The organism is Streptomyces sp. NPDC001231 (genome assembly GCF_042896885.1).
Classification (GTDB): Bacteria; Actinomycetota; Actinomycetes; order Streptomycetales; family Streptomycetaceae; genus Streptomyces.
On sequence record NZ_JBIAXS010000016.1, the window covers coordinates 113,700 to 135,239 of the forward strand.

At 73.2% G+C, this 21,540-nt stretch carries 21 protein-coding genes and 1 tRNA gene; 14 read left to right on the plus strand and 8 right to left on the minus strand.

The window, feature by feature from the left end:
- Positions 1 to 63: 63 nt before the first annotated feature.
- Positions 64 to 534: an RpiB/LacA/LacB family sugar-phosphate isomerase gene (locus tag ACFY3J_RS20725; RefSeq protein WP_141356133.1), complete on the plus strand. Its 471-nt coding sequence runs from the start codon at positions 64 to 66 to the stop codon at positions 532 to 534.
- A 154-nt stretch (positions 535 to 688) separates the two neighbouring features.
- Here ACFY3J_RS20725 and ACFY3J_RS20730 read toward each other — a convergent pair whose 3' ends face one another.
- Entirely contained in the window at positions 689 to 1,756 is a 1,068-nt protein-coding gene (locus ACFY3J_RS20730; protein ID WP_390841472.1) for a galactosyldiacylglycerol synthase, read from the minus strand.
- A 299-nt stretch (positions 1,757 to 2,055) separates the two neighbouring features.
- On the opposite strand from ACFY3J_RS20730, the gene ACFY3J_RS20735 reads away from it, so the two are divergent.
- The 4 genes from ACFY3J_RS20735 (at position 2,056) to ACFY3J_RS20750 (ending at position 5,989) form a co-directional block, all read left to right on the plus strand.
- The gene (locus ACFY3J_RS20735) at positions 2,056 to 2,904 is read left to right on the plus strand and encodes an SDR family NAD(P)-dependent oxidoreductase (protein ID WP_390841434.1); all 849 of its coding nucleotides are present in this window, start codon (positions 2,056 to 2,058) and stop codon (positions 2,902 to 2,904) included.
- A gap of 8 nt (positions 2,905 to 2,912) precedes the next feature.
- Positions 2,913 to 3,941: a DMT family transporter gene (locus tag ACFY3J_RS20740; RefSeq protein ID WP_384176486.1), complete on the plus strand. Its 1,029-nt coding sequence runs from the start codon at positions 2,913 to 2,915 to the stop codon at positions 3,939 to 3,941.
- Between the two features lie 100 nt (positions 3,942 to 4,041).
- Positions 4,042 to 4,764 carry a polysaccharide deacetylase family protein gene (locus ACFY3J_RS20745; RefSeq protein WP_390841473.1) on the plus strand — a complete coding sequence of 241 codons (723 nt, stop codon included), beginning with the start codon at positions 4,042 to 4,044 and terminating at the stop codon, positions 4,762 to 4,764.
- A 421-nt stretch (positions 4,765 to 5,185) separates the two neighbouring features.
- A complete protein-coding gene (locus tag ACFY3J_RS20750) occupies positions 5,186 to 5,989 on the plus strand; it encodes a cobalt-precorrin-6A reductase (RefSeq protein WP_390841435.1) in 804 nt (267 codons plus the stop codon).
- Here the strand turns inward: ACFY3J_RS20750 and cobF are convergent.
- A complete protein-coding gene (cobF, locus tag ACFY3J_RS20755) occupies positions 5,931 to 6,719 on the minus strand; it encodes a precorrin-6A synthase (deacetylating) (RefSeq protein WP_390841436.1) in 789 nt (262 codons plus the stop codon). The genes ACFY3J_RS20750 and cobF overlap by 59 nt on opposite strands.
- An 84-nt stretch (positions 6,720 to 6,803) precedes the next feature.
- Complete coding sequence (locus tag ACFY3J_RS20760; RefSeq protein WP_390841437.1) at positions 6,804 to 7,331, minus strand: DUF309 domain-containing protein; 528 nt, start codon at positions 7,329 to 7,331, stop codon at positions 6,804 to 6,806.
- A gap of 100 nt (positions 7,332 to 7,431) precedes the next feature.
- On the opposite strand from ACFY3J_RS20760, the gene ACFY3J_RS20765 reads away from it, so the two are divergent.
- A tRNA-Pro gene (locus tag ACFY3J_RS20765) sits at positions 7,432 to 7,505 on the plus strand.
- 355 nt (positions 7,506 to 7,860) lie between these two features.
- Complete coding sequence (locus ACFY3J_RS20770; RefSeq protein WP_384176493.1) at positions 7,861 to 8,295, plus strand: VOC family protein; 435 nt, start codon at positions 7,861 to 7,863, stop codon at positions 8,293 to 8,295.
- Between the two features lie 128 nt (positions 8,296 to 8,423).
- Here ACFY3J_RS20770 and ACFY3J_RS20775 read toward each other — a convergent pair whose 3' ends face one another.
- The 5 genes from ACFY3J_RS20775 to iolC form a co-directional block, all read right to left on the minus strand.
- Positions 8,424 to 9,209, minus strand: coding sequence for a GntR family transcriptional regulator (locus ACFY3J_RS20775; protein WP_384176495.1), 786 nt, complete (start codon positions 9,207 to 9,209; stop codon positions 8,424 to 8,426).
- A gap of 63 nt (positions 9,210 to 9,272) precedes the next feature.
- Complete coding sequence (iolD, locus tag ACFY3J_RS20780; protein WP_390841438.1) at positions 9,273 to 11,156, minus strand: 3D-(3,5/4)-trihydroxycyclohexane-1,2-dione acylhydrolase (decyclizing); 1,884 nt, start codon at positions 11,154 to 11,156, stop codon at positions 9,273 to 9,275.
- 7 nt (positions 11,157 to 11,163) lie between these two features.
- Positions 11,164 to 12,057, minus strand: a complete 894-nt coding sequence (gene iolB / locus ACFY3J_RS20785) for a 5-deoxy-glucuronate isomerase (protein ID WP_384176499.1) — start codon at positions 12,055 to 12,057, stop codon at positions 11,164 to 11,166.
- 175 nt (positions 12,058 to 12,232) lie between these two features.
- A complete protein-coding gene (locus tag ACFY3J_RS20790; protein ID WP_384176501.1) occupies positions 12,233 to 13,111 on the minus strand; it encodes a deoxyribose-phosphate aldolase in 879 nt (292 codons plus the stop codon).
- A 13-nt stretch (positions 13,112 to 13,124) separates the two neighbouring features.
- Positions 13,125 to 14,096: a 5-dehydro-2-deoxygluconokinase gene (gene iolC, locus ACFY3J_RS20795; protein WP_384176503.1), complete on the minus strand. Its 972-nt coding sequence runs from the start codon at positions 14,094 to 14,096 to the stop codon at positions 13,125 to 13,127.
- A gap of 341 nt (positions 14,097 to 14,437) precedes the next feature.
- On the opposite strand from iolC, the gene ACFY3J_RS20800 reads away from it, so the two are divergent.
- From ACFY3J_RS20800 to ACFY3J_RS20830, 7 genes are all read left to right on the plus strand, one after another.
- Positions 14,438 to 15,457, plus strand: coding sequence for a sugar ABC transporter substrate-binding protein (locus ACFY3J_RS20800; RefSeq protein WP_384176505.1), 1,020 nt, complete (start codon positions 14,438 to 14,440; stop codon positions 15,455 to 15,457).
- Between the two features lie 5 nt (positions 15,458 to 15,462).
- Positions 15,463 to 16,533 (plus strand): ABC transporter permease, encoded by a 1,071-nt coding sequence (locus ACFY3J_RS20805; RefSeq protein ID WP_384176887.1) that lies wholly within the window; start codon positions 15,463 to 15,465, stop codon positions 16,531 to 16,533.
- Positions 16,534 to 16,538: 5 nt separating this feature from the next.
- On the plus strand, positions 16,539 to 17,456 hold the full coding sequence (locus ACFY3J_RS20810; RefSeq protein WP_384176507.1) for an ATP-binding cassette domain-containing protein: 918 nt from the start codon (positions 16,539 to 16,541) through the stop codon (positions 17,454 to 17,456).
- Positions 17,457 to 17,460: 4 nt separating this feature from the next.
- On the plus strand, positions 17,461 to 18,363 hold the full coding sequence (locus ACFY3J_RS20815) for a sugar phosphate isomerase/epimerase family protein (protein WP_390841440.1): 903 nt from the start codon (positions 17,461 to 17,463) through the stop codon (positions 18,361 to 18,363).
- A 21-nt stretch (positions 18,364 to 18,384) separates the two neighbouring features.
- Positions 18,385 to 19,404, plus strand: a complete 1,020-nt coding sequence (locus tag ACFY3J_RS20820; protein ID WP_384176511.1) for a Gfo/Idh/MocA family protein — start codon at positions 18,385 to 18,387, stop codon at positions 19,402 to 19,404.
- A gap of 112 nt (positions 19,405 to 19,516) precedes the next feature.
- Positions 19,517 to 20,122: a GPP34 family phosphoprotein gene (locus ACFY3J_RS20825; protein WP_384176513.1), complete on the plus strand. Its 606-nt coding sequence runs from the start codon at positions 19,517 to 19,519 to the stop codon at positions 20,120 to 20,122.
- Between the two features lie 168 nt (positions 20,123 to 20,290).
- Positions 20,291 to 21,538, plus strand: a complete 1,248-nt coding sequence (locus tag ACFY3J_RS20830) for a serine hydrolase domain-containing protein (protein ID WP_390841441.1) — start codon at positions 20,291 to 20,293, stop codon at positions 21,536 to 21,538.
- Positions 21,539 to 21,540 lie beyond the last annotated feature (2 nt).

A 21,540-nucleotide genomic window follows, 5' to 3' on the forward strand; every position in this document is an offset into this window, starting at 1 on the left:
TCGCCGGCCGGAGCGGGCGGGCGCCCTTGGAGTCCGGCCGGCGCGCTGAGTAGTCTCCGGCACATGCGGATCTCCGTCTCCTCGGACATGGCCGAACCCGTCGCCCGCTCGCTGGTCGCCCTGCTGCGCGAGCGCGGGCACGAGGTGGTGACCCACGGTGCGCTGCGCCCCGGGGACGACCCGCAGTGGGCGGCGTGCTCGGCCGCCGCGGCCCGTGACGTCGCCGAGGGGCGGGCCGACCAGGCCGTCGTGTGCTGCTGGACCGGCACGGGCGCGTCCATCGCCGCGAACAAGGTGCCCGGTGTACGCGCCGCTCTGTGCACCGACGCCTACACGGCGGACGGCGCACGCCGCTGGAACGACGCCAATGTGCTGGCGCTCGGCCTGCGGCTGACCTCCGAACCGCTGCTCAAGGAGATCCTCGACGCCTGGTTCGCCGCCGCGCCGAGCGAGGACACCGAGGACCGCGAGAACGTCGCCCGCGTAGGACGCCTGGACCTCCGGCGGGACGAGACCCGGGGCGACCGGCCCTGAGAAGTCCCCAGAGGGACGGAGCCCAGTGCCGTGGCAGGCAACGTTTGCCCGTCAAGGAGCGGCGTCCGGTGCGTGCTCTGGGGGTCCCCCTGCTCGAAGAGCTTGAGGGACCGTGCCTGGCGTCGCGACGGGGCGAACGTTGCCTGTCGGGGCACTAGGAAGGGCGGCTCGCTCCCGCGGCCCGTACGACCAGGTCGAGCGGGTCCTCCCGGAAGAGGGCGCGCCCGGCCGCGATCCGTTCCTCACGTGGTGCGCCCGGCGCCGTGAGGCGGGCCAGGGCGCGCAGCAGGGCATCAGGGTCGGGCGCGTGGTCGCAGACGCCGAGGGCCGCCATACGGCGCAGCCCCTCCGCGCCGTGTCCGGGCAGCGGGCGGTGGCCGACGACGGGCAGGCCCGCGGCGAGCGCCTGTACCGCGGTCTGCCCGGCCGCGTTGTCCACCAGGGCGGCACACGCGTGCAGCAACTCCGGCATGTCCGTCACCCAACCGGGGGTGAGGACCCCCGGCGCCGCGGACAGGGCGCGGCGCAGCCGTTCGTTGCGTCCGCAGAGCACGACCGGCAGGAAACCGTGCGCGGCGAGCAGCCGGGCCGTGTCGGCCAGCCGGCTGCCGGCTCCCCAGGCGCCCGCGGAGACCAGCACCGCGGGCCGCCCGTCGCCGTGCCGCTCCAGCCGGCGCCGCCACACCGCCGTCCCCGGTCCCGCGGCGAAGAACTCCGGTGCCACGACCGGACCGGTCGCCTCCGCCGCCCGGCCGGTGCCCCTCCGGACCTCCCGAGCGGTCTCGTCCGTGAGGCACACATGCAGGTCGTTGCCCGGATGCAGCCACTGCCGGTGCGCCGCGAAGTCGACGACGACCACCGCGCTGGGCACCCGCAGCGCGCCGCGCGCCCGGAGGTGACCGGTGAGCTGGGCGGCCAGATGGAAGACCGGCACGACGACATCGGGCCGCCACTCACCCACCAGGCTCAGCAGACGCCCACCGGCCAGCCGTGCCAGCGGGGTGCCGCTCGGGCGTGGCCGGGGGCCGGGTGCGAGGAACAGGCCGTAGATACCGGCGTAGACCCAGGGGGCCCGACGCACGACGGTCCGGTAGAAGCCGCGCAGGCCGCTACCCAGACCGCCCGGCAGCAGGGCCAGCACGTCCACGACACGGGCCTCCTTGCCGGCGGCGCGGGCGCGGCGGGCCAGTTCCGCGGCCACCGTGTCATGGCCCGACCCCATGCTCGCGGTCACCACGAGCAGCCGCTCCGCCTCCGGCGGGGACGTCGGGGCCGGCCGGGCGGGCGCGTGGCGCGTGCCGGGCTCGCGGGCGGCGGGCAGCGGTGGCGGCACGGACGATTCGGACGACACTGGAAGTGAGTAACCCTCACCCACCGCAGTCAAACGAACGGGCACACCCTTCCGCCCGTCCCACGTTTCGGGCACAGCCTCCGGGATACTTCACCAGCCCGGAGGCCGTCCCGTACCGCCGGGGCCGCACCGGCGGCCCTCGGTCCGTCCGATCCTCGAGGTGCGTCCCGATGTCCCACGCCCCCTCCCGCGTACGGTCCGGCTCCGGCACGCCGGTCGAGGCACCGGCGGCGCCGAGCGCCGCGCCCGGCCGGACCGGCGGTGCCGCGGCGCCGGGCGGGGGCGCGCTGGTGACCGGGGCCTCGTCCGGGATCGGCGCGGCCGTGGCACGACGGCTCGCCGCGGAGGGCGGCTGGCGCCTGGTGCTCAACGGGCGCGACCGCGCACGGCTGGAGGAGGTCGCCCGGAGCACCTCGGCCGTGGCCTTCCCGGCGGACCTGTCCGGCGAGGGCGCCGAGCGGCGGCTGGCGGAGTTCGCGCTCGACAGCGTCGGCCGCGTCGACCTGCTGGTGGCGGGCGCGGGCATCGGGTGGGCCGGGCCGTTCAGCACCATGCCGCAGCCCGCCATCGACGAGCTGTTCGACGTCAACGTGCTGGCGACGCTGCACCTGATCCGGCTGCTGCTGCCCCAGATGATCAGGCAGGGCACGGGCCGCGTGGTCATCATCGGCTCCCTGGCGGGCACGGTCGGTGTCCGCGACGAGGCCGTCTACTCCGCCGCCAAGGCCGCGCTGGGCGCCTTCGCCGACGCCGTGCGCTACGAACTGCGCGGCACGGGGGTCGGCATCAGCCATGTGGTGCCCGGGGTGGTCGACACGCCGTTCTTCGACCGCCGCGGAGTGCCCTACCGGCGCTCCCGGCCCCGGCCCGTCCCGGCGAGCCGGGTCGCCGACGCGGTGTGGGAGGCGGTGTCGCGGGGCCGGGACGAGGTGTACGTCCCCGGCTGGACCCGGCTGCCGGGCCGGGTGCGCGGTGCCGCGCCCGGCCTGTACCGCCGCCTCGCCGCACGGTTCGGGTGACGCACGGGGTGAACGTGCTCACCGTCGTCCTCGCACTGTTCGCCGCGTGCGCCAACGCCGCGGCCTCGGTACTGATGAGGCGCGCGGCGACGGAGACGACGGAGACACCGGAGGGCGGGGAAGGGGGCGACCGGCGCACCGGCGGTACGGCGGGCGAGACGCCGGACCGGCGCGGGGATGGCGGCGGCCAGGATCCCCGGGCGGCGGAGGGCGGACACGGGCCGGTCGCCGTGGGTACGCCGCACGCCGTCAAGGTCAGACGGCGGCGGTTCTGGCTGGCCGGGGCCGCCATGCTGGCCGTGTCCGCGGTGTTGCAGGCCGCGGCGCTGGCCGTCGGGAGCCTGTCACTCGTCCAGCCCCTGCTGGCGACCGAACTGCTGTTCACGCTGGCGATGGGCAGCATCGTCTTCCGCCGGCGGCCGGCCCGGATCACCTGGCTGTCCTTCCTCGCCCTGGCCGCCGGACTGGCCGTCTTCCTCGGCGCCGCCTCGCCGTCCGCCGGACGCGCGACGGCCGAGGGCGCGCGCTGGATCCCTGTCGGCGTCGCCCTGGCGTGCCTGGTGCTCCTGCTGATCGGCGTGGCGCGGCTGGTCAAGGGCCCGCCCCGGGCCGCCGTGCTCGGTCTGGCCTCGGCCGTGCTGTTCGCGGCGACGGCCGCCCTTCTCAAGGAGGTGACGGGCCTCTATCCGCAGGGCCTGGCCGTGCTGGCGTCCAACTGGACGCCGTACGCCACGGCGATCACCGGGCTGGCCGCCTTCGGACTGCTCCAGTGCGCCTTCCGGGCGGGCACACTCGTCGCCTCCCAGCCCGCCCTCACCCTCGGCGACGCCTTGACGAGCGTGGCGCTGGGATGGGCGCTGTTCGGGGAACACATCGCCCTGGGCGTACGCATGGTGCCCGAGGCGATCGGTATCGGTCTGCTCGCGGCCGGGACGGTGGGTCTGTCCCGTTCCCCCGCCGTCTCGGGCAAGTGGGACGCGGAATCGGCGGTCGGCGCGGCCTCCGGTCCGGGAAGGGCGCAGGCGGAGCACCCGTGAGGCCATGAGCACGAGAAGGAGTCGGCAGGTGGCGGGCAGAGCACCGGTGAGGAGGAGTCGGCAGGTGGCAGGACCAGGCAGCCGTCCCGCGCGCACCGCGCTGGCGGCCCTCACACCGGTGGCCGCCGTCGCGGCCGCCCACATCGTCCCGGCGGCCACCTGGCTGCCCCGCTTGCGGGCCCTGTGCTTCCCCGGCCTCGCCGGGACCGGCCGCCCCGACCACGTCGCACTGACCTTCGACGACGGCCCGGACCCGTACTCCACGCCACACTTCCTGGACGAGCTGGACCGGCTGCACGTACGCGCCACGTTCTTCGTCCTGGGCGAGAGAGTGGCCCGATTCCCCGGCCTCACCCGGCACATCGCGGACCGGGGGCACGAACTCGCCGTGCACGGGTGGACCCACAGCCGCCCCTGGCTGCCGGCTCCGGCCCGGGACGTCCGGGAGACCGCGCGGGCGGTCCTCGCCGTGCACGACACCACGGGCCTGCGGCCGCGGTGGTACCGCCCGCCCTACGGCATTCTCACCGCGGGCCGCTGGGCCGCCGCCCGGCGCGCGGGTCTGCGCCCCGTGCTGTGGACCGCCTGGGGCCGCGACTGGACGGCGGACGCGACCCCCGCCTCCGTCCGCACGACCGTCACCGCGGACCTTCGCGGCGGCGGCACGATCCTCCTGCACGACACCGACCACGCCTGCGCCCCCGATTCCTGGCAGGCGACCCTCGGCGCCCTGCCCGGCCTTCTCCGCGCCTGCCACGACGCCGGCTGGTCGGTGGGCCCCCTGTCCGCACACGACCTGCACCGAGCCGGGCAGCAGCGTTGAGCCCGCCCACCCGTTGCCCGGGGTTCCCGCGCCGACCACGCATCAGCCTCTGGGCGCCTTGAGCCCCTGGGCGTTTTGCGCCTGCTGGTCCGCGGCCGGGCGCACCCGCCCGACGCGCGGTGGGCCGGGGATCTTGGGGGCAGGCCACGGCGCCGGGGACGGCCAGGCCGATGGCCGTGCGGACACGCTCGCCTCCGCGATGCGCCGCGCCACGCAGCGTCGGTAGGCGATGCCGCGCGCGGTGCCATGCCGAATCGCGGGTTCGAATCGCAGGTGATGCCACGTACCGCACGCGCGTGAGGACACGCACCGCACGCGGATGAGGCCCGCCGGCCGACAGGGCCCGGCCGGCGGGACCTCGCGCCCTCGTCGCCCGCACCCTTGGTGCCGCCCCCGTCCGTCACCCCCTACGCTCGATGTCATGTCCTCGCACATCCTGGTTCTCGGTGGAACCGCCGAGGCCCGTGAACTGGCCACGGTGCTCGCGGCGCGGGACGGGGTGCGGGTGACCAGTTCGCTGGCGGGGCGGGTGACGCGGCCGGGAGCGCTCGACGGGGACGTACGGGTCGGAGGGTTCGGTGGGGCGGAGGGGCTGGCCTCCTGGCTGCGCGAGCACCGCGTGGACGCCGTCGTCGACGCCACCCACCCCTTCGCCGAGGTGATCACGCGGAACGCGGCGCGGGCCGCGGCGGCGACCGGCGTACCCGTGGTGGTCCTGCGCCGGCCCGGATGGCGGCCGGGCCCCGGGGACCGCTGGCACCCGGTCGCCTCGCTGCACGCTGCGGCGGAGCTGCTGCCGCGGCTGGGGCGCCGGGCGTTCCTGACCACGGGACGGCTGGGCCTCGCCGCCTTCGCCCACCTGGCCGAGACGCACTTCGTCGTACGGTCGGTCGAGCCGCCCGAGCCGCCGATGCCCCCGGACACACGGGTGGTGCTCGCCCGCGGGCCGTTCACCGTGGCCGGCGAGACACAGCTGCTCAGGGAGCACCGCATCGACGTGCTGGTGACCAAGGACAGCGGGGGAGCGGCGACCGCGGCCAAACTCTCGGCCGCGCGGGAACTCGGGCTGCCGGTCGTCGTCGTACGCCGTCCGCCGCTGCCTCCGGAGCTGACCGCCGTACCGGACGTCGCGGCCGTCCTTGAGCGCCTCGGCCGGGCCGACCGGCCTACTCCGCCCTCTCCGGCCGACCCTCGGGCTTGCGGCGCAGCAGATACGTGTCCATGATCCACCCCTTGCGCTCGCGTGCCTCGGCCCGCAGTCGCTCGATGCGCGGCGTGGCCTCGGCGATCGGGCCGGAGACGAGGATCTCCTCCGGGGTGCCTATGTAGGCGCCCCAGTAGATGTCGATGTCCTGGTCGGCGAAGTGCCGGAAGGCCTGGTGTGCGTCGAGCATCACCACCACGTCGTCCACGCCGTCCGGGAACCCCTCGGCCAGCCGCCGCCCGGTGGTGATCTGCACGGGCCGGGCGACCCGGTTGAGCCCCGTACGATGCCGGGCCACCAGGGCCGAGACGCTGCTGATGCCGGGCACCACGTCGTACGCGAAGTCCACCGTGCCCCGCGCCAGCACCTCCTGGAGGATGCCGAGCGTGCTGTCGTACAGCGCCGGATCGCCCCACACCAGGAACGCGCCGGTCTCGTCCTCGCCCAGTTCCCCCGTGATCAGCCGCTCGTAGATGTCCGCGCGTGCGCTGCGCCAGTCGCCGACGGCGGGGGAGTAGGCGGAACCGCCCGCCGCCCGGTCCCGCTCCGGGTCACGCGCCTCCACCACGCGGTACGTCCCCTCCGGTATGTGCGTGCGAAGCATGTCCCGGCGCAGCTGTACGAGGTCCGACTTCGCCTCGCCCTTGTCGAGGACGAAGAACACGTCCGTGTCGCGCAGCGCCCTGACAGCCTGGAGGGTGAGCTGGTCGGGGTCGCCCGCGCCGATGCCGATCACATGAATCTTTCGCACGCCCCGAGTCTGCCGTACGGCACTGACAACGCGTCCACCGGCGCCGCACCGACCGCTACCGGCACCGCTCACGCCGCCCGCAGGCTACGCCCCGCCGCCACGCAGCCGAGGCGCCCGTTCCGCGGCGTCCACGGCACCCGCCGCCCCGCTGCCCACGGCGTCCGCCAGCTCCCGCGCCCACGCCACCACCCCGGGTACGTCCATGCCGTACGGAGTGCGCTCCCCGGTGTCCGCCACCCACTCCTCCACCGCCCCCGCCCCGCGCCGCAGCAGCCGGGCGCCGCCGGTGACGTTGCCGCGGGCCGCGTGCGTGAGCCCCACCGCGAGCTGGGCCAGCCCCCGCCACAGGGCGCGCTCCGCCGGTGGCCCCGCCTTCCAGGCGTCCTCGAAGACCTCGTGCGCGTGGAACGGCTTGCCCGCGTCCAGCAGCGCCTGAGCCTCGGCGATCGTCGCAGGCGGGGTGCGCACCACGCCCTCGGGCTGCCTCGGTACACCGTCGGCGCCGTACGGCAGGGGCCGCCCGAGCCCGTCCCGGGGCCGCGCGTTGCGCGCCCGCCCCTCACTGTCCCGGTCCCGCGCGCCCGCCGGCCTGTCGAAGGAAGTGCCGCTCATACGCCGATTGTCCCCGACCCCGTGCCCCTTTTCGGCGCGGCCCCCAGGTGCGGTAAAGTGACGTTCGCGCGATCACGCGGTTCACCGCACGAACGCGCACCGGGACGTGGCGCAGCTTGGTAGCGCACTTGACTGGGGGTCAAGGGGTCGCAGGTTCAAATCCTGTCGTCCCGACTCGAAGGAGTCGCAGGTCAGGGGATGTTTCAGAGGAATCTGAAACATCCCCTTGATCATGTGCGGGAACCAGTAGGGGAAGCAGTAGCGCCCCCTGACCGCGCAGACGGGCAGCCACGATCAGCCTCTGCGGACTGCAGGCGCGGTCCCGGATCGGCAGGCTGCCGTCGGGAGAGGCGGCGAGGACCGTGGCCGCGGTCTGGTCCGGAACGGCGGCCAACCCCTTGGAGGCGTCGACATCGGTTCACCCCCTGCGAGCGCACGACACGGCAGCGGCCGGCAGGGGCCGACCTGCCGACAACATGCGGATCCGCACCGGGTATTGAGCAACAGAGTCCCCTGCTATGGTGCGCCGATGTCATCGATCAAGCAGGTCCAAGTCACCTTCGACTGCGCAGAACCTGAGCGCGTCGCGCGCTTCTGGTGCGAGGTGTTGGGATACGTCGTACCGCCGCCACCGGAGGGGTTCGCCACGTGGGACGACTTCGATCGCTCTCTGCCGCCTGAGCGGCAGGGTGCATCGTTCGCCTGCAGTGATCCCTCAGGCGTGGGCCCGCGGCTGTACTTCCAGCGCGTTCCCGAAGGCAAGGTCGTCAAGAACCGGGTGCACCTTGACGTGCGGGTCGGCACCGGGCTCGTGGGTGAGGAGCGCCTCGCCACGCTCGAGGCCGAGTGCGCACGACTGGTCGCGCTCGGCGCGGAACGCGTGCGACTGCTGCGTGCCGATGGCGTCAATGAGTCGTGCATCGTGATGCAGGACATCGAGGGCAACGAGTTCTGTCTCGACTGAGCATCCTCCGAGACGGCGAGGTGGGGAGCCGTCTCCCTCGGGCCTCTCTTGAAGGTGGTCCCGTACGGGGTGGGAGTTGTCCCGTGAGGGCGAGGCTGTGAGGTCGGGCGATGCCGAGCATCGCGGTGTCACGTCCTCACCAACAGCTGGAAGTCGAAGGTGTACCGGGACGCGCGGTACACGTGGGTGCCGTGCTCGACCGCGCGGCCCGTGTCGTCGTAGGCCGTGCGCTGCATGGTGAGCAGGGCGGCGCCCTCCCGCTCGTCGAGCAGGGGGGCCTCCTCGGCGGTGGCCGCGCGGGCGCCGATGGTCTGGCGGGCGCTGTGCAGGGTGATGCCCGCCGAGCGCATCACGCGGTACAGGCCAGTCGACTCCAGCCGGGCGGTGTCCGGTTCGAGCAGGGTCGTCGGAAGGTGGTTGCACAGGAACGCCACCGGCCGGCCGTGGGTGAACCGCAGCCGTTCCAGCACCGTGACCTCGGCGCCCTCCGCGAGGCCGAGCGCGGCGGCCACGTCGGCGGTCGCGGGCACCCGCTCGTTGCGCAGCACCCTGGTGGTCGGTCCCTGCCCGGCCGTCTCCAGGTCGTCGTAGAGACTGCTGAGCTCCAGGGGGCGCTTGACGCGGTTGTGCACCACCTGGGTGCCCACCCCGCGCCGCCGCACGAGCAGGCCCTTGTCGACCAGGGACTGGATGGCCTGGCGGACCGTGGGGCGGGACAGGCCCAGGCGCGCGGACAGGTCGATCTCGTTGCCCAGGAGGTTCCCCGGGGTGAGGAGCCCGCGTTCGATCGCGGCCTCCAGCTGCTGGGCGAACTGGTGGTACAGCGGCACCGGACTGCCCCGGTCCAGCGCGAAGTCCAGCGAATCGAGCGCGCAGACGGTCCCGGGACAGGACCGGTCACCGGTCGTCGCCACGGCGGCACCCCCTTCGGGTCGGGTCGGATGGGACACGGGCCGGAGCGGCCCCCGCCGGGGCGTTCACAGATGGCGGCGGCGGGCGGCCACCTCGCGGTCGTAGCGCGCCCGGGCCCGGACGGCGGGCTCACGGGCGGCCACCTCGGCCACCGGCACGTCCCACCAGGCCTCGGCCGGGGGAGCGGCCGGGGCGGGACGCTCGACGTCGGTCTCGACGTAGACGCATGTCGGTCGGTCGGAGGCGCGGGCCGCGCCGAGCGCCCGGCGCAGTTCGCCGACCGTCTTGGCGCGCAGCACCTCCATGCCGAGGCTGGCGGCGTTCGCGGCGAGGTCCACGGGGAGGGGTGCGCCGGTGAAGGAGCCCTCGGCGGCGCGGTAGCGGTAGGCGGTGCCGTAGCGCTCGGCGCCCACCGACTCCGACAGGCCGCCGATGGAGGCGTACCCGTGGTTCTGGACCAGCACCACGTTGACGGGCAGGCCCTCCTGGACGGCGGTGACGATCTCCGTCGGCATCATCAGGTAGGTGCCGTCGCCGACCAGCGCCCACACCGGCGTGTCCGGCGCGGCCTGCTGCACGCCGATCGCGGCCGGGATCTCGTAGCCCATGCAGGAGTAGCCGTACTCCAGGTGGTATTGGCGCGGGGAGCGGGTCCGCCACAGTTTGTGCAGGTCACCGGGGAGGGAACCGGCCGCGTTGATCACCACGTCGTCGTCGCCCACGACCGCGTCCAGCGCGCCCAGCACCTGGCTCTGGGTCGGTACGGCATCGTCGTCGTCGGCGCGGAACGCCGCCTCGACCACCCCCTCCCAGCGCTCCTTGCCGGCGCGGTACCCGGCCTCGTACCCGGCGTCCACACGGTGCCCGTCCAGTGCCTGGGAGAGCGCCGTGAGGCCGGTACGCGCGTCGCAGACGAGGGTCGTGGCCGCCAGCTTGTGGGCGTCGAACGCGGTGACGTTGAGGTTGACGAAACGGACCTCCGGGTTCTGGAAGAGCGTGCCGGATGCCGTGGTGAAGTCGGTGTAGCGGGTGCCGACGCCGATGACCAGGTCCGCGGTGCGGGCCAGGTCGTCACTGACGGCCGTGCCGGTGTGGCCGATGCCGCCGAGGTCGGCCGGGTGGTCGTGGCGCAACGAACCCTTGCCCGCCTGGGTGGAGGCGACCGGGATGCCGGTGGCGTCGGCGAACGCCTTCAGCGCGTCCTCGGCCCCGCTGTGGTGGACGCCGCCGCCGGCGACGACCAGCGGGCGCCGGGCGGCCCGCACGGCCCGTACCGCGTCGGCGAGTTCGGCCGGGTCCGGAGCGGGACGCCGTACCCGCCACACCCGCTCGGCGAAGAACTCCTCGGGCCAGTCGAAGGCCTCCGCCTGCACGTCCTGCGGCAGCGCGAGGGTGACCGCCCCGGTCTCGGCCGGGTCGGTGAGCACCCGCATGGCGTTCAGGGCGGAGGGGATCAGGGCCTCGGGGCGGGTGATCCGGTCGAACCAGCGGGAGACCGGGCGCAGGGTGTCGTTGACCGACACGTCCGCCTCGACGGGGTGCTCCAGCTGCTGGAGCAGCGGGTCGGCGGCGTGCGAGGCGAAGTAGTCGCCGGGGAGCAGGAGCACCGGCAGGCGGTTGATCGTGGCCAGGGCCGCCCCCGTGACGAGGTTGGTGGCGCCCGGTCCGATGGACGTCGTGACCGCCTGGGTGGACAGCCGGCCGCGCTGCCGGGCGTACCCGACCGCCGCGTGCACCATGGCCTGCTCGTTGCGGCCCTGGTGGTACGGCATGACGTCCTCGCCCGCCTCCATCAGTGCCTGTCCGAGACCGGCCACGTTGCCGTGGCCGAAGATGCCCCAGGTGCCGGCGATCAGCCGGTGCCGTACGCCGTCCCGCTCGGTGTACTGGGCGGCGAGGAACCGCACCAGCGCCTGGGCGGCGGTGAGGCGGATCGTGGAGTGGCTCATCGTGACCTCACGGGGAAGGAGCGGTGTACAGGGGCAGGCGGGGGTCGACGGGCTGCTCGGGCCAGGTGCCGCGGATCCACGCGTGGTCGGGGTGGTCGCAGATCAGCCAGGCGCGCTCGGCGTCCGGGCCCGCCATGACGTTGAGGTAGTACATGTGGTGGCCGGGCACGGCCATCGACGGTCCGTGCCAGCCGTCCGGGATCAGGACCACGTCACCGCCGCGCACCTCGGCCAGCACGTCCGTCTCCCGGCCGGGACCGGACGGGGAGACCCGCTGGTAGCCGAGGCCGGGGGTGCCGTCGTGGGCGGCGAACTCGAAGTAGTAGACCTCCTCCAGGACCGACTCCTCGCCCGGCCGGTGCTCGTCGTGCTTGTGCGGCGGGAAGGAGGACCAGTTGCCGCCCGGGGTGATCACCTCCACGGCGATCAGCTTGTCGCACTCGAAGACGTCCGCCGCGCCGAAGTTGTTGACCTGGCGGGAGCAGTTCCCGGTGCCGCGCAGCTCCACCGGTACGCCGGACGCCGGACCGTAACGGGCGGGCAGGCGCCGGGCGCAGCGGGCGCCGGTGAGCGCGAACCGTCCGCCGTCGGTGGACGAGACGGTCACGCGGGCGTCGCGGGGTACGTACGCGAAGTCGCTCACGCCGCTGAACACGCTCTCGCGGCCGGCCAGTTGGAACGTGTCACGGCCGAAGTCGTCGTCGCCGGCGACCGTGCAGCCGCCGCTGAGCGGCAGCACGATCCACTCGCTGTCGCCGGTGCCGAAGGTGTGCGAGCCGCCGGGCGGCAGTTCCAGGACGCGCAGGCTTGAGTGGCCCCAGCCGGCGGACTCCGGGTTCACGTCCACGACGTAGGGCCCGCCGAGGGCCTTTCCGGCGGGGAGGTGGTACGGGCTGGTCACGAAGTGCCTCCTTGTCGCGGGCGGGACAACGGCGAATCACGGCGGATCACGGCTGGAGCACTGGCCTCACGGCCGGAGCGCGGGCGGGGCCGGGGCGGACCCGGAGCAGAGCGCGGGCGGGCCCGGGGCAGAGCGCGGGCGGGGCCGGGGCGAGGCCCGGACCCGAAGGGCCCGGTCACAGCAGGCTCACTGCCGTGTCGACCGCGCTCTCCACACTGCCCGTGGCCGGGTACAGCAGCGACCGGCCGACGACCATGCCCTGCACGGTGGGGAGCCTGAGGGCCTTGCGCCAGCGCTCGTAGGCGCCCTCCTGGTCGTCGCCGATCTCGCCGCCGAGCAGCACGGCCGGCAGTGTGGAGGTCCGCAGGACCTCGGCCATGTCGTCCGGGTTCTCGGTGACGGGCAGTTTCAGCCAGGTGTAGGCGGAGGTGCCGCCCAGGCCCGACGCTATGGCGATGGAGCGGGTGACGGCCTCGGCGGACAGGTCGTTGGCGACCCTGCCGCCGGCGCGGCGCGCGATGAACGGCTCGACGAAGACCGGCAGGCGCAGCTCCGCCATCTCGTCGACGGCCCGCGCGGTGGACTCCATCGTGGTCAGCGAGCCCGGGTCGTCGTAGTCGATGCGCAGCAGCAGCTTGCCCGCGTCGAAGCGGAGCCGGGCGATGTCGCGGGCGCGGTGCCCGGTGAAGCGGTCGTCCATCTCGAAGGAGGCGCCGGACAGGCCGCCGCGGTTCATCGACCCCATGACGACCTTGCCGTCGAGCACCCCCAGGAGCAGCAGGTCCTCCAGGACGTCGGCGGTGGCGAGCACTCCGTCGACGCCGGGCCGTGACAGCGCGAGGCAGAGGCGTTCGAGCAGGTCGGCCCGGTTGGCCATGGCGAGTCTGCGGTCGCCGACCCCGAGCGCGCCGCGCGCGGGGTGGTCGGCGGCCACGATCATCAGCCGGCCGCTGTCGCCGATCAGCGGCCGGCGCACCCGGCGCGCGGCCGCCTCCGCGACGGCCTCGGGGTGCCGGGCACGGACCGCGGTCAGGTCGGGGATGGTGAGGCTCAAGAGGTGGCTCCGTTCAGGCAGTGGCTCGCGCGAGGAGGCCGTCGACCTCCGCACGGGTGGGCATCGCGGAGGAACAGGCGAGGCGGGAGGCGACGAGGGCGCCGGCCGCGTTGGCGTACCGCATGGTCGTGGTCAGGTCCCAGCCGGACAGCAGGCCGTGGCAGAGCGAGCCGCCGAACGCGTCGCCCGCGCCGAGCCCGTTGACGACCTCGACGGGCACCGGCGGGACCTCGGCCCGGGTGCCGTCCCGGTGCACCGCGAGGACACCCTTGGGGCCCTGTTTGACGACGGCCAGTTCCACGCCGGCCGCCAGCAGAGCCTCGGCGCAGGCCTCGGGTTCGCGCACGCCGGTGGCGATCTCGCACTCGTCGACGTTGCCGACCGCCACGGTGGCGTGTCGCAGCGCCTCGGCGTAGTACGGGCGGGCCTGGGCGGGATCCGGCCAGAACATCGGGCGCCAGTCGAGGTCGAAGACGGTGGTGCCCGCCTTGTCGCGCGCGGCCAGGGCGGCGAGTGTGGCGGAGCGGCTCGGCTCCTCGCTCAGGCCGGTGCCGGTGATCCAGAAGATCCGGGCCGCGCGGATGGCGGAGAGGTCCAGCTCGTCGGTGTGGATCTCCAGGTCCGGGGCCTTGGGCCGGCGGTAGAAGTACAGGGGGAAGTCGTCCGGCGGGAAGATCTCGCAGAAGGTCACCGGGGTCGGGTACGCGGCGACCGGCGTGACCCAGCGGTCGTCTACGCCGAAGCCCTTCAGCGCCTCGTGCAGATACGCGCCGAACGGGTCGTCGCCGGTGCGGGTGATCACCGCGGTGGAGCGGCCGAGCCGGGCCGCGGCGACGGCCACGTTGGCCGCGGAACCGCCGAGGAACTTGCCGAAGGTCTCCACGCGGGCCAGGGGTACGCCGGACTGCAGGGGGTAGAGATCGACTCCGATGCGTCCCATGGTGATCAGGTCGAAGGACTGGGCGGACTCAACGGGCTCTGCCATGCGCGACGCTCCTCGGGCTGGGCTGGGGTGCGGATCCCAGGGGGCCCCGCGACGGTGGGGACACGGATCCCGGGGCCTGCCGCCTCCCAGATGTAGGACGCGGACGGTCACACTGTCAAGAGTTTGTTCTTACATTCGGACTAGCTCGTGAACGGATGTCTTAACAAAGTATTGACAGCGGGCGCGCCAGGGGATTGGATCCGGTCCCAACGCACCAGCCGCGCAAGCGGCACACAGCCCCGGATCCGTCCTTGCCGGCCCTGGGCCCCGAACCTCTCGATGCCCTACCCTCCTCCGAGTTTCCCCGAGTTCTCCCCGAACCACAGTGAGGTGCAGGAAAGATGGACCGCTCTTCTCGCCGCTTCCGCGGAGTCGCCCCCCTTGTGGCCGTGACCGCGGCGGCGGCCCTGGCCCTCGCCGGCTGTTCCAGCGGCTCGGGCGGAAAGAAGGCCGAGGAGGGCGGGGACGGTGGCGGCACCGCGGGCAAGGCGACCACGCCCCGGATGACGGTCGCGCTGGTCACCCACCAAGCGCCCGGCGACACCTTCTGGGACATCGTCCGCAAGGGCGCGGAGGCGGCCGCCGCCAAGGACAACATCAAGCTCGTCTACTCCGCCGACCCCAACGCAGGCACCCAGGCCAACCTCGTCCAGAACGCCATCGACCAGAAGGTCGACGGCATCGCCGTCACCCTCGCCAAGCCGGACGCGATGCGGAGCGTGCTGGCCAAGGCCGAGCAGGCCGGCATACCCGTGGTCGGACTCAACTCGGGCCTGAACGACTGGAAGAAGCTCAACCTGCTGGAGTTCTTCGGGCAGGACGAGTCGGTGGCGGGCGAGGCGTTCGGCAAGAAGCTGAACGAGGTCGGCGCCAAGAAGGCCGTCTGCGTGATCCACGAGCAGGGCAACGTCGGCCTGACCCAGCGCTGCGACGGCGTGAAGAAGACCTTCCAGGGCTCGATCGAGAACCTCTACGTCAACGGCGCGGACATGCCGTCGGTGAAGTCGACGATCACCGCCAAGCTCAAGCAGAACGGCTCCGTCGACCACGTCGTCACCCTCGGCGCCCCCGTCGCGATGACCGCGGTGCAGTCGGTGGGCGACGCGGGCAGCAAGGCCCAGGTCGCCACCTTCGACCTCAACAAGGAGCTGGCCGGCGCCGTCAAGAAGGGCGACATCGAGTTCGCCGTCGACCAGCAGCCCTACCTCCAGGGCTACCTGGCCGTGGACGGCCTGTGGCTGTACAAGAACAACGGCAACTACAGCGGCGGCGGTGAGCAGCCGGTGCTCACCGGACCGGCCTTCGTCGACAAGTCCAACGTCGAGAAGATCGCGGGGTTCGCCGCGAAGGGCACCCGGTGAGCGACATGTCCCAGCAGGCCGCACCGGCGGTGGGCACACCGCCGGTTCCCGGCTCCCAGCAGACGGACGGCCGAACCGTACGGCGCCCGCTGGCGCTCAGGCTGCTGGCCCGCCCTGAGGTCGGGGTCTTCCTCGGCGCCGTCGCCGTGCTCGTGTTCTTCCTCGTCGTCGCACCCTCGGTCCGCCAGGGCGGCTCCATGGCGACGGTCCTGTACCAGTCGTCGACCATCGGCATCATGGCCCTGCCGGTGGCGCTGCTGATGATCGGCGGCGAGTTCGACCTCTCCTCCGGTGTCGCCGTGATCACCTCGGCGCTCACCGCGAGCATGCTCAGCTACCAGCTCACGATGAACGTGTGGGCGGGGGTGATCGTCGCCCTCGCGGTGTCCCTGGGCGTCGGCGCCTTCAACGGCTGGCTGCTGGTGAAGACCGGCCTGCCGAGCTTCCTGGTCACCCTGGGCACCTTCCTGATCCTCCAGGGCGTCAACCTCGCCGTCACCAAACTGGTCACCGGCAACGTCGCCACCGACGACATCAGCGACATGGACGGTTTCGACCAGGCCAAGGCCGTCTTCGCCTCGTCCTTCGACGTCGGCGGTGTCGAGGTGAAGATCACCGTGGTGTGGTGGCTGGTCTTCGCCGCGCTGGCCACCTGGGTCCTGCTGCGCACCAAGTACGGCAACTGGATCTTCGCGGTCGGCGGCAACAAGGACAGCGCCCGCGCGGTCGGCGTGCCCGTCACCTTCACCAAGATCACCCTGTTCATGCTGGTCGGCTTCGGCGCCTGGTTCGCGGGCATGCACCAGCTGTTCTCGTTCAACACCGTGCAGTCCGGCGAGGGCGTCGGCCAGGAGCTCATCTACATCGCCGCCGCCGTGATCGGCGGCTGCCTGCTCACCGGCGGCTACGGCTCCGCCATCGGCCCCGTCTTCGGCGCCTTCATGTTCGGCATGGTGAACCAGGGCATCGTCTACGCGGGCTGGAACCCCGACTGGTTCAAGGCCTTCCTCGGCGTGATGCTGCTCGGAGCCGTCCTCATCAATCTGTGGGTCCGGCGCACGGCGACCCGGAGGTGACCGACATGACGACCGACAAGGCGGCGGCCCACGGAGCCGTCCTCCCCGACACCCCGCCCGCGCACGACGGGCCCGTCGTCGAACTGCGCGGCGCCGGCAAGTCCTACGGCAACATCCGCGCCCTGCACGGCGTCGACCTCGCCGTCCACCCGGGGCACGTGACCTGCGTGCTCGGCGACAACGGCGCCGGCAAGTCCACCCTCATCAAGATCATCTCCGGGCTGCACCGGCACACCGAGGGCGAGTTCCTCGTCGACGGGGAACCGGTGCGCTTCTCCAGCCCGCGCGACGCCCTCGCCAAGGGCATCGCCACCGTCTACCAGGACCTCGCGACCGTCCCGCTCATGCCGGTGTGGCGGAACTTCTTCCTCGGCTCGGAGATGACCAAGGGCCCCTGGCCCGTCCGCCGCCTCGACATCGCCCGGATGAAGCGGACCGCGGACGAGGAACTGCGCAACATGGGCATCGTCCTGGACGACCTGGAGCAGCCCATCGGCACCCTCTCCGGCGGCCAGCGCCAGTGCGTGGCCATCGCCCGTGCCGTCCACTTCGGCGCCCGCGTCCTCATCCTGGACGAGCCCACCGCCGCCCTCGGCGTCAAGCAGTCCGGTGTGGTCCTCAAGTACATCGCCGCCGCCCGCGACCGCGGCCTCGGCGTCATCTTCATCACCCACAACCCCCACCACGCCTACATGGTCGGCGACCACTTCAGCGTGCTGCGCCTGGGCACCCTCGAACTCAGCGCCGGCCGCGGCGACGTCGGCCTGGAGGAGCTGACCCACCACATGGCCGGCGGTACCGAACTCGCCGCCCTCAAGCACGAGCTGTCGCAGGTCCGCGGTGTCGACACCGAGGAGCTCCCGGAGGCGGAGGACCTCGCCGCGCCCACCGCGCCCGCACCGGCACCCACCGAAGGGAACTGATGACATGGCCCCCGTGCTGGACCGCATCCGGGTCGGCTCCGCTCCCGACTCCTGGGGTGTCTGGTTCCCCGACGATCCCGGGCAGGTGCCCTGGGACCGCTTCCTCGACGAGGTCGCCGAAGCCGGCTACTCCTGGATCGAACTCGGCCCCTACGGCTATCTGCCGACCGACCCGGCCCGGCTCACCGACGAGGTGGCCAAGCGCAACCTCAAGGTCTCGGCGGGCACCGTCTTCACCGGCATGCACCGCGGCCCGTCGGTGTGGGAGTCCACCTGGGAACACGTGAGCCAGGTCGCCGAACTCACCCGGGCCATGGGCGCACGCCACCTCGTCGTCATCCCCTCCTTCTGGCGCGACGACAAGACCGCCGAGATCCTGGAGCCGCCGGAGCTGACCGGCGAGCAGTGGGCGCACCTGACCCAGGGCATGGAACGGCTCGGCCGGCAGGTCAAGGAGACGTACGGTCTCGACATCGTCGTCCACCCGCACGCCGACACCCACATCGACATCGAGGCCCACGTCGAGCGCTTCCTCGACTCCACCGACTCCGATCTCGTCAGCCTCTGCCTGGACACCGGGCACTACGCCTACTGCGGCGGCGACAGCGTCAAGCTGATCGAGACCTACGGCGAGCGCATCGGCTACCTGCACCTCAAGCAGGTCGACCCGGAGATCCTCGCCGAGGTGGTGGCGAACGAGGTCCCCTTCGGGCCGGCGGTCCAGCGGGGCGTCATGTGCGAGCCGCCGGCCGGAGTACCGGCGCTGGAACCGGTCCTGACGGCCGCGCAGGGACTCGGCGTGGACCTCTTCGCGATCGTCGAGCAGGACATGTACCCGTGCGAGCCGGACAAGCCGCTGCCCATCGCGGTGCGCACACGCAGGTTCCTCAAGTCCTGCGGTGCCTGACCCCGCCGAGGAAGGACGACGATGGCCCGGTCATCGACGCTGAACGTCGCCGTCATCGGCGTGGGCCGGATGGGCGCCGACCATGTGCGCAGGATCCAGGAGGTCGTCAGCGGGGCCCGGGTGAGCGCCGTCGTGGACGCCGACGCGGAACGCGCCTCGGCCGTCGCGGTCCGCGCCGGCGGCTGCGCCGCGTACACCGACCCGGCCGCCGCGCTGGCCGCGGCCGACGTCGACGCGGTGCTCGTGGCCTCTTCGAGCCCGGCCCACGAGGAGGCACTGCTCGCCGCTCTCGCCCACGACCTGCCCGTCCTGTGCGAGAAGCCCCTCACCCCGGACCCGGCCTCCGCCCTGCGCGTGCTCGAAGCCGAGCAGCGGCTCGGCCGGCGGCGCATCCAGGTGGGCTTCATGCGGCGCTACGACCCGGAATACGTCCGGCTCGAACAACTCCTGCGGACCGGCCGGCTGGGCCGCCCGCTGCTGCTGCACCACCGCCACCGCAACGTGGCCGCCCCGCCCGGATGGGCCAGCGAGCTGCTCATCAGCGACTCGCTCGTGCACGAGATGGACGTGACCCGCTGGCTGCTCGGCCAGGAGATCACCGCGGTGACGGTCCTGCGCCCCACGCCGTCCCGAGACGCCCCCGACGGCATCCAGGACCCGCAGTTCGTCGTCCTGGAGACGGACGGCGGCGTCATCGCCGACGCGGAGATCTTCGTCAACTGCGGCTTCGGCTACCAGGTCCAGGCCGAGGCCGTCTGCGAGCGCGGCACGGCCCGCGTCGGCGACGGCCACGCCATGGTCACCCAGACGGCGGGCCGCTGGGGCGGCACCATCGCCCAGGACTACCTGGAACGCTTCGAAGACGCCTACGACCGCGAGTTGCGCGCCTGGATCGACTCCGTCCGCCACGGCACGGCCACGGGTCCCACCGCCTGGGACGGTTACGCCGCGGCCGCGGTCTGCGCGGCGGGCGTCCGGTCCCTGACCGAGGGCGGCCGGGTGGAGGTGGAGCTGCCGGAACGCCCGGCACTGTACGGATGACACCCGCCGCGCGCCTCGCCCGCCGCGCTACAGTCGGGGCGTACGGGAAGCACCGAACGTCACGTTCCGGCGGCGGTGCGCAGTGGCGGGCAACTCCTCGACGGGGAGCGTAATGAGCACAGCGCGTGACCTGATGATCGTCGCCCTGGACCTGGAACCCAGCCGGTCGCTGGAGCGCGGGGACCTCTCCCTGGCGCTGGCCGGCGCCGAGGCGTACGACCTGCTGCGGGCCGAGGTGCTGGAGCTGGTCGGCGACCGGATCGTGCCGCGGCCCCTGCCGGAGCTCGACGACCGGCTGCTGGACGAGGCCGCCTCCTCGCTGGTGCGCCAGGTGCCGTACGAAACCCTGGAGGACTGGCTCTGGCGGCGCGGGCGCGGCCTGGCCCGGGCCTATCTGACCGCCCTGGAACAGGAGGGCCAGGTCACCTGGGAACGCAGCCGCTGGTTGCCCCTCCGGGGCGGCCGCTCGGTCCTCAGCGACACCGAGGCGCGGCGCCGCGCGGACTACCGTTGGGCGGCCGACGAACCGGTGCTGCTCACCCTCGCCGCGGCCGTCGGGATCCGCGACGAGATGACCGCGGCCGAGCCGGGCCTCACCGACGACGCGGTCCTCACCGTCCTCGCCGTCGTCCACGACGCAGTGATGGAACTGGAGGCCGTCCGCCAGCGCCGGGCCATCGAGGACGCGGCCTTCGCCAACGTATGGCGGGGCGCGTAGCCGTCGCCGACAGGCGGTGCCGCGGGGGTGCTCCTAAGCTGAAGTGCGGCGCGGGTCATCGCCCGCGCGATTCCGTCGGTTCGCGCCGACGGAATCGCGCGGCGGCCCCTCGTCCCCTGCTCGTCCGGGACGGCCGCGGGCTCGTTCCCACGCGCTTGGAGCCGGCGCATGACGCACGCGTGTCCACGACTGCGACGGAGTGTCGTCACCGCGACCGCCGTCGGAATCCTCGTGGTGCCGCTCGCCGGCGGGACCGCCTCCGCCGGACCCGCCGGCCGCCCCGGCGCCGTCACCGCCACCGCGCCTTCGGGGCTGTCCCCGACCGGGGTGCGGAGACTGAGTCCCGACGTGGTCCGGCAGCTCGACCAGGCCGTGCTGCGCGTCATGCGGCAGGCGGGCGTGCCCGGGGTGACCGTGGGACTGTGGACACCGGACCGGGGCCAGTACGTCAAGTCCTTCGGCGTCGCCGACAGGAGCACCGGACGGAAGATGTCGCCCGACCTGTACATGCGGATCGGCAGCGAGACCAAGACCTTCACCGTGACGGCGCTGCTCCATCTCGTGGACCGGCACAAGGTGGGCCTGGACGACCCCGTCGGCAAGTACGTCGCCGGCGTGCCGAACGGGGACGGGATCACCCTGCGGCAGCTCGCCGGGATGCGCAGCGGACTGCCCGACTACACGGCCGACGCGGGCTTCCGCAAGGCGCTGACCTCGGATCCGCGCCAGCCCTTCAGCCCGAAGCAGTTGCTCGCCTGCGCCTTCCAGCACCCCGTGCTCTTCCCACCGGGCCGGAAGTTCGACTACAGCAACACCAACCTCATCCTGCTGGGCCTGGTCGTCCAGAAGGCGAGCGGTCGGCCGCTCGCGGACTACATCGGCACCCATGTGCTGCGGCCGGCCGGACTCGACCAGACCTTCTTCCCGGCCGGGGCGCAGTTCCCCCGGCCGCACGCGCAGGGCTACACGAACCAGACGGCGAACGGCGAGGTGCAAGACGCGGCCGACTGGAACCCCTCCTGGGGCTGGGCGGCCGGAGCGATGGTCTCCAACCTCGACGACCTGCGCGTATGGGCGCGCACCGTTGCCACGGGCGTCCTGCCCGACGGCACCAGGCTCATCAGCCCCGCCTCCCAGAAGCAGCGGCTCACCACACCCCCGACCTCGGTCCCCGGCGCCGGATACGGCCTCGGCATCTTCGACGTGCGGGGCTGGATCGGCCACAACGGCTCACTGCCGGGCTACGAGTCCCTCACGGTCTACCTCCCCTCGGCGCGGACGACTCTCGTCGTCCTGCTGAACAGCGACATCGACGACAAGGGGACGGAGCCCGGCACCCTGCTCGGCGAGGCGATCACGAAGATCGTCACCCCGGGGCACGTCTTCGACCTGCCGGCCCGGACAACCGCCCGGTGACC

What these genes read in the sequence shown, in the direction of transcription:
- ACFY3J_RS20825 (WP_384176513.1), top strand. Translation starts at nt 19,517, where the DNA reads ATGAGCACAGCGCGTGACCTGATGATCGTCGCCCTGGACCTGGAACCC.
- iolD (WP_390841438.1), bottom strand. Translation starts at nt 11,156, where the DNA reads ATGAGCCACTCCACGATCCGCCTCACCGCCGCCCAGGCGCTGGTGCGG.
- iolC (WP_384176503.1), bottom strand. Translation starts at nt 14,096, where the DNA reads ATGGCAGAGCCCGTTGAGTCCGCCCAGTCCTTCGACCTGATCACCATG.
- ACFY3J_RS20760 (WP_390841437.1), bottom strand. Translation starts at nt 7,331, where the DNA reads ATGAGCGGCACTTCCTTCGACAGGCCGGCGGGCGCGCGGGACCGGGAC.
- ACFY3J_RS20810 (WP_384176507.1), top strand. Translation starts at nt 16,539, where the DNA reads ATGACGACCGACAAGGCGGCGGCCCACGGAGCCGTCCTCCCCGACACC.
- ACFY3J_RS20770 (WP_384176493.1), top strand. Translation starts at nt 7,861, where the DNA reads ATGTCATCGATCAAGCAGGTCCAAGTCACCTTCGACTGCGCAGAACCT.
- ACFY3J_RS20735 (WP_390841434.1), top strand. Translation starts at nt 2,056, where the DNA reads ATGTCCCACGCCCCCTCCCGCGTACGGTCCGGCTCCGGCACGCCGGTC.
- ACFY3J_RS20820 (WP_384176511.1), top strand. Translation starts at nt 18,385, where the DNA reads ATGGCCCGGTCATCGACGCTGAACGTCGCCGTCATCGGCGTGGGCCGG.
- ACFY3J_RS20830 (WP_390841441.1), top strand. Translation starts at nt 20,291, where the DNA reads ATGACGCACGCGTGTCCACGACTGCGACGGAGTGTCGTCACCGCGACC.
- ACFY3J_RS20805 (WP_384176887.1), top strand. Translation starts at nt 15,463, where the DNA reads ATGTCCCAGCAGGCCGCACCGGCGGTGGGCACACCGCCGGTTCCCGGC.
- ACFY3J_RS20800 (WP_384176505.1), top strand. Translation starts at nt 14,438, where the DNA reads ATGGACCGCTCTTCTCGCCGCTTCCGCGGAGTCGCCCCCCTTGTGGCC.
- ACFY3J_RS20750 (WP_390841435.1), top strand. Translation starts at nt 5,186, where the DNA reads ATGTCCTCGCACATCCTGGTTCTCGGTGGAACCGCCGAGGCCCGTGAA.
- ACFY3J_RS20815 (WP_390841440.1), top strand. Translation starts at nt 17,461, where the DNA reads ATGGCCCCCGTGCTGGACCGCATCCGGGTCGGCTCCGCTCCCGACTCC.
- ACFY3J_RS20725 (WP_141356133.1), top strand. Translation starts at nt 64, where the DNA reads ATGCGGATCTCCGTCTCCTCGGACATGGCCGAACCCGTCGCCCGCTCG.
- ACFY3J_RS20730 (WP_390841472.1), bottom strand. Translation starts at nt 1,756, where the DNA reads ATGGGGTCGGGCCATGACACGGTGGCCGCGGAACTGGCCCGCCGCGCC.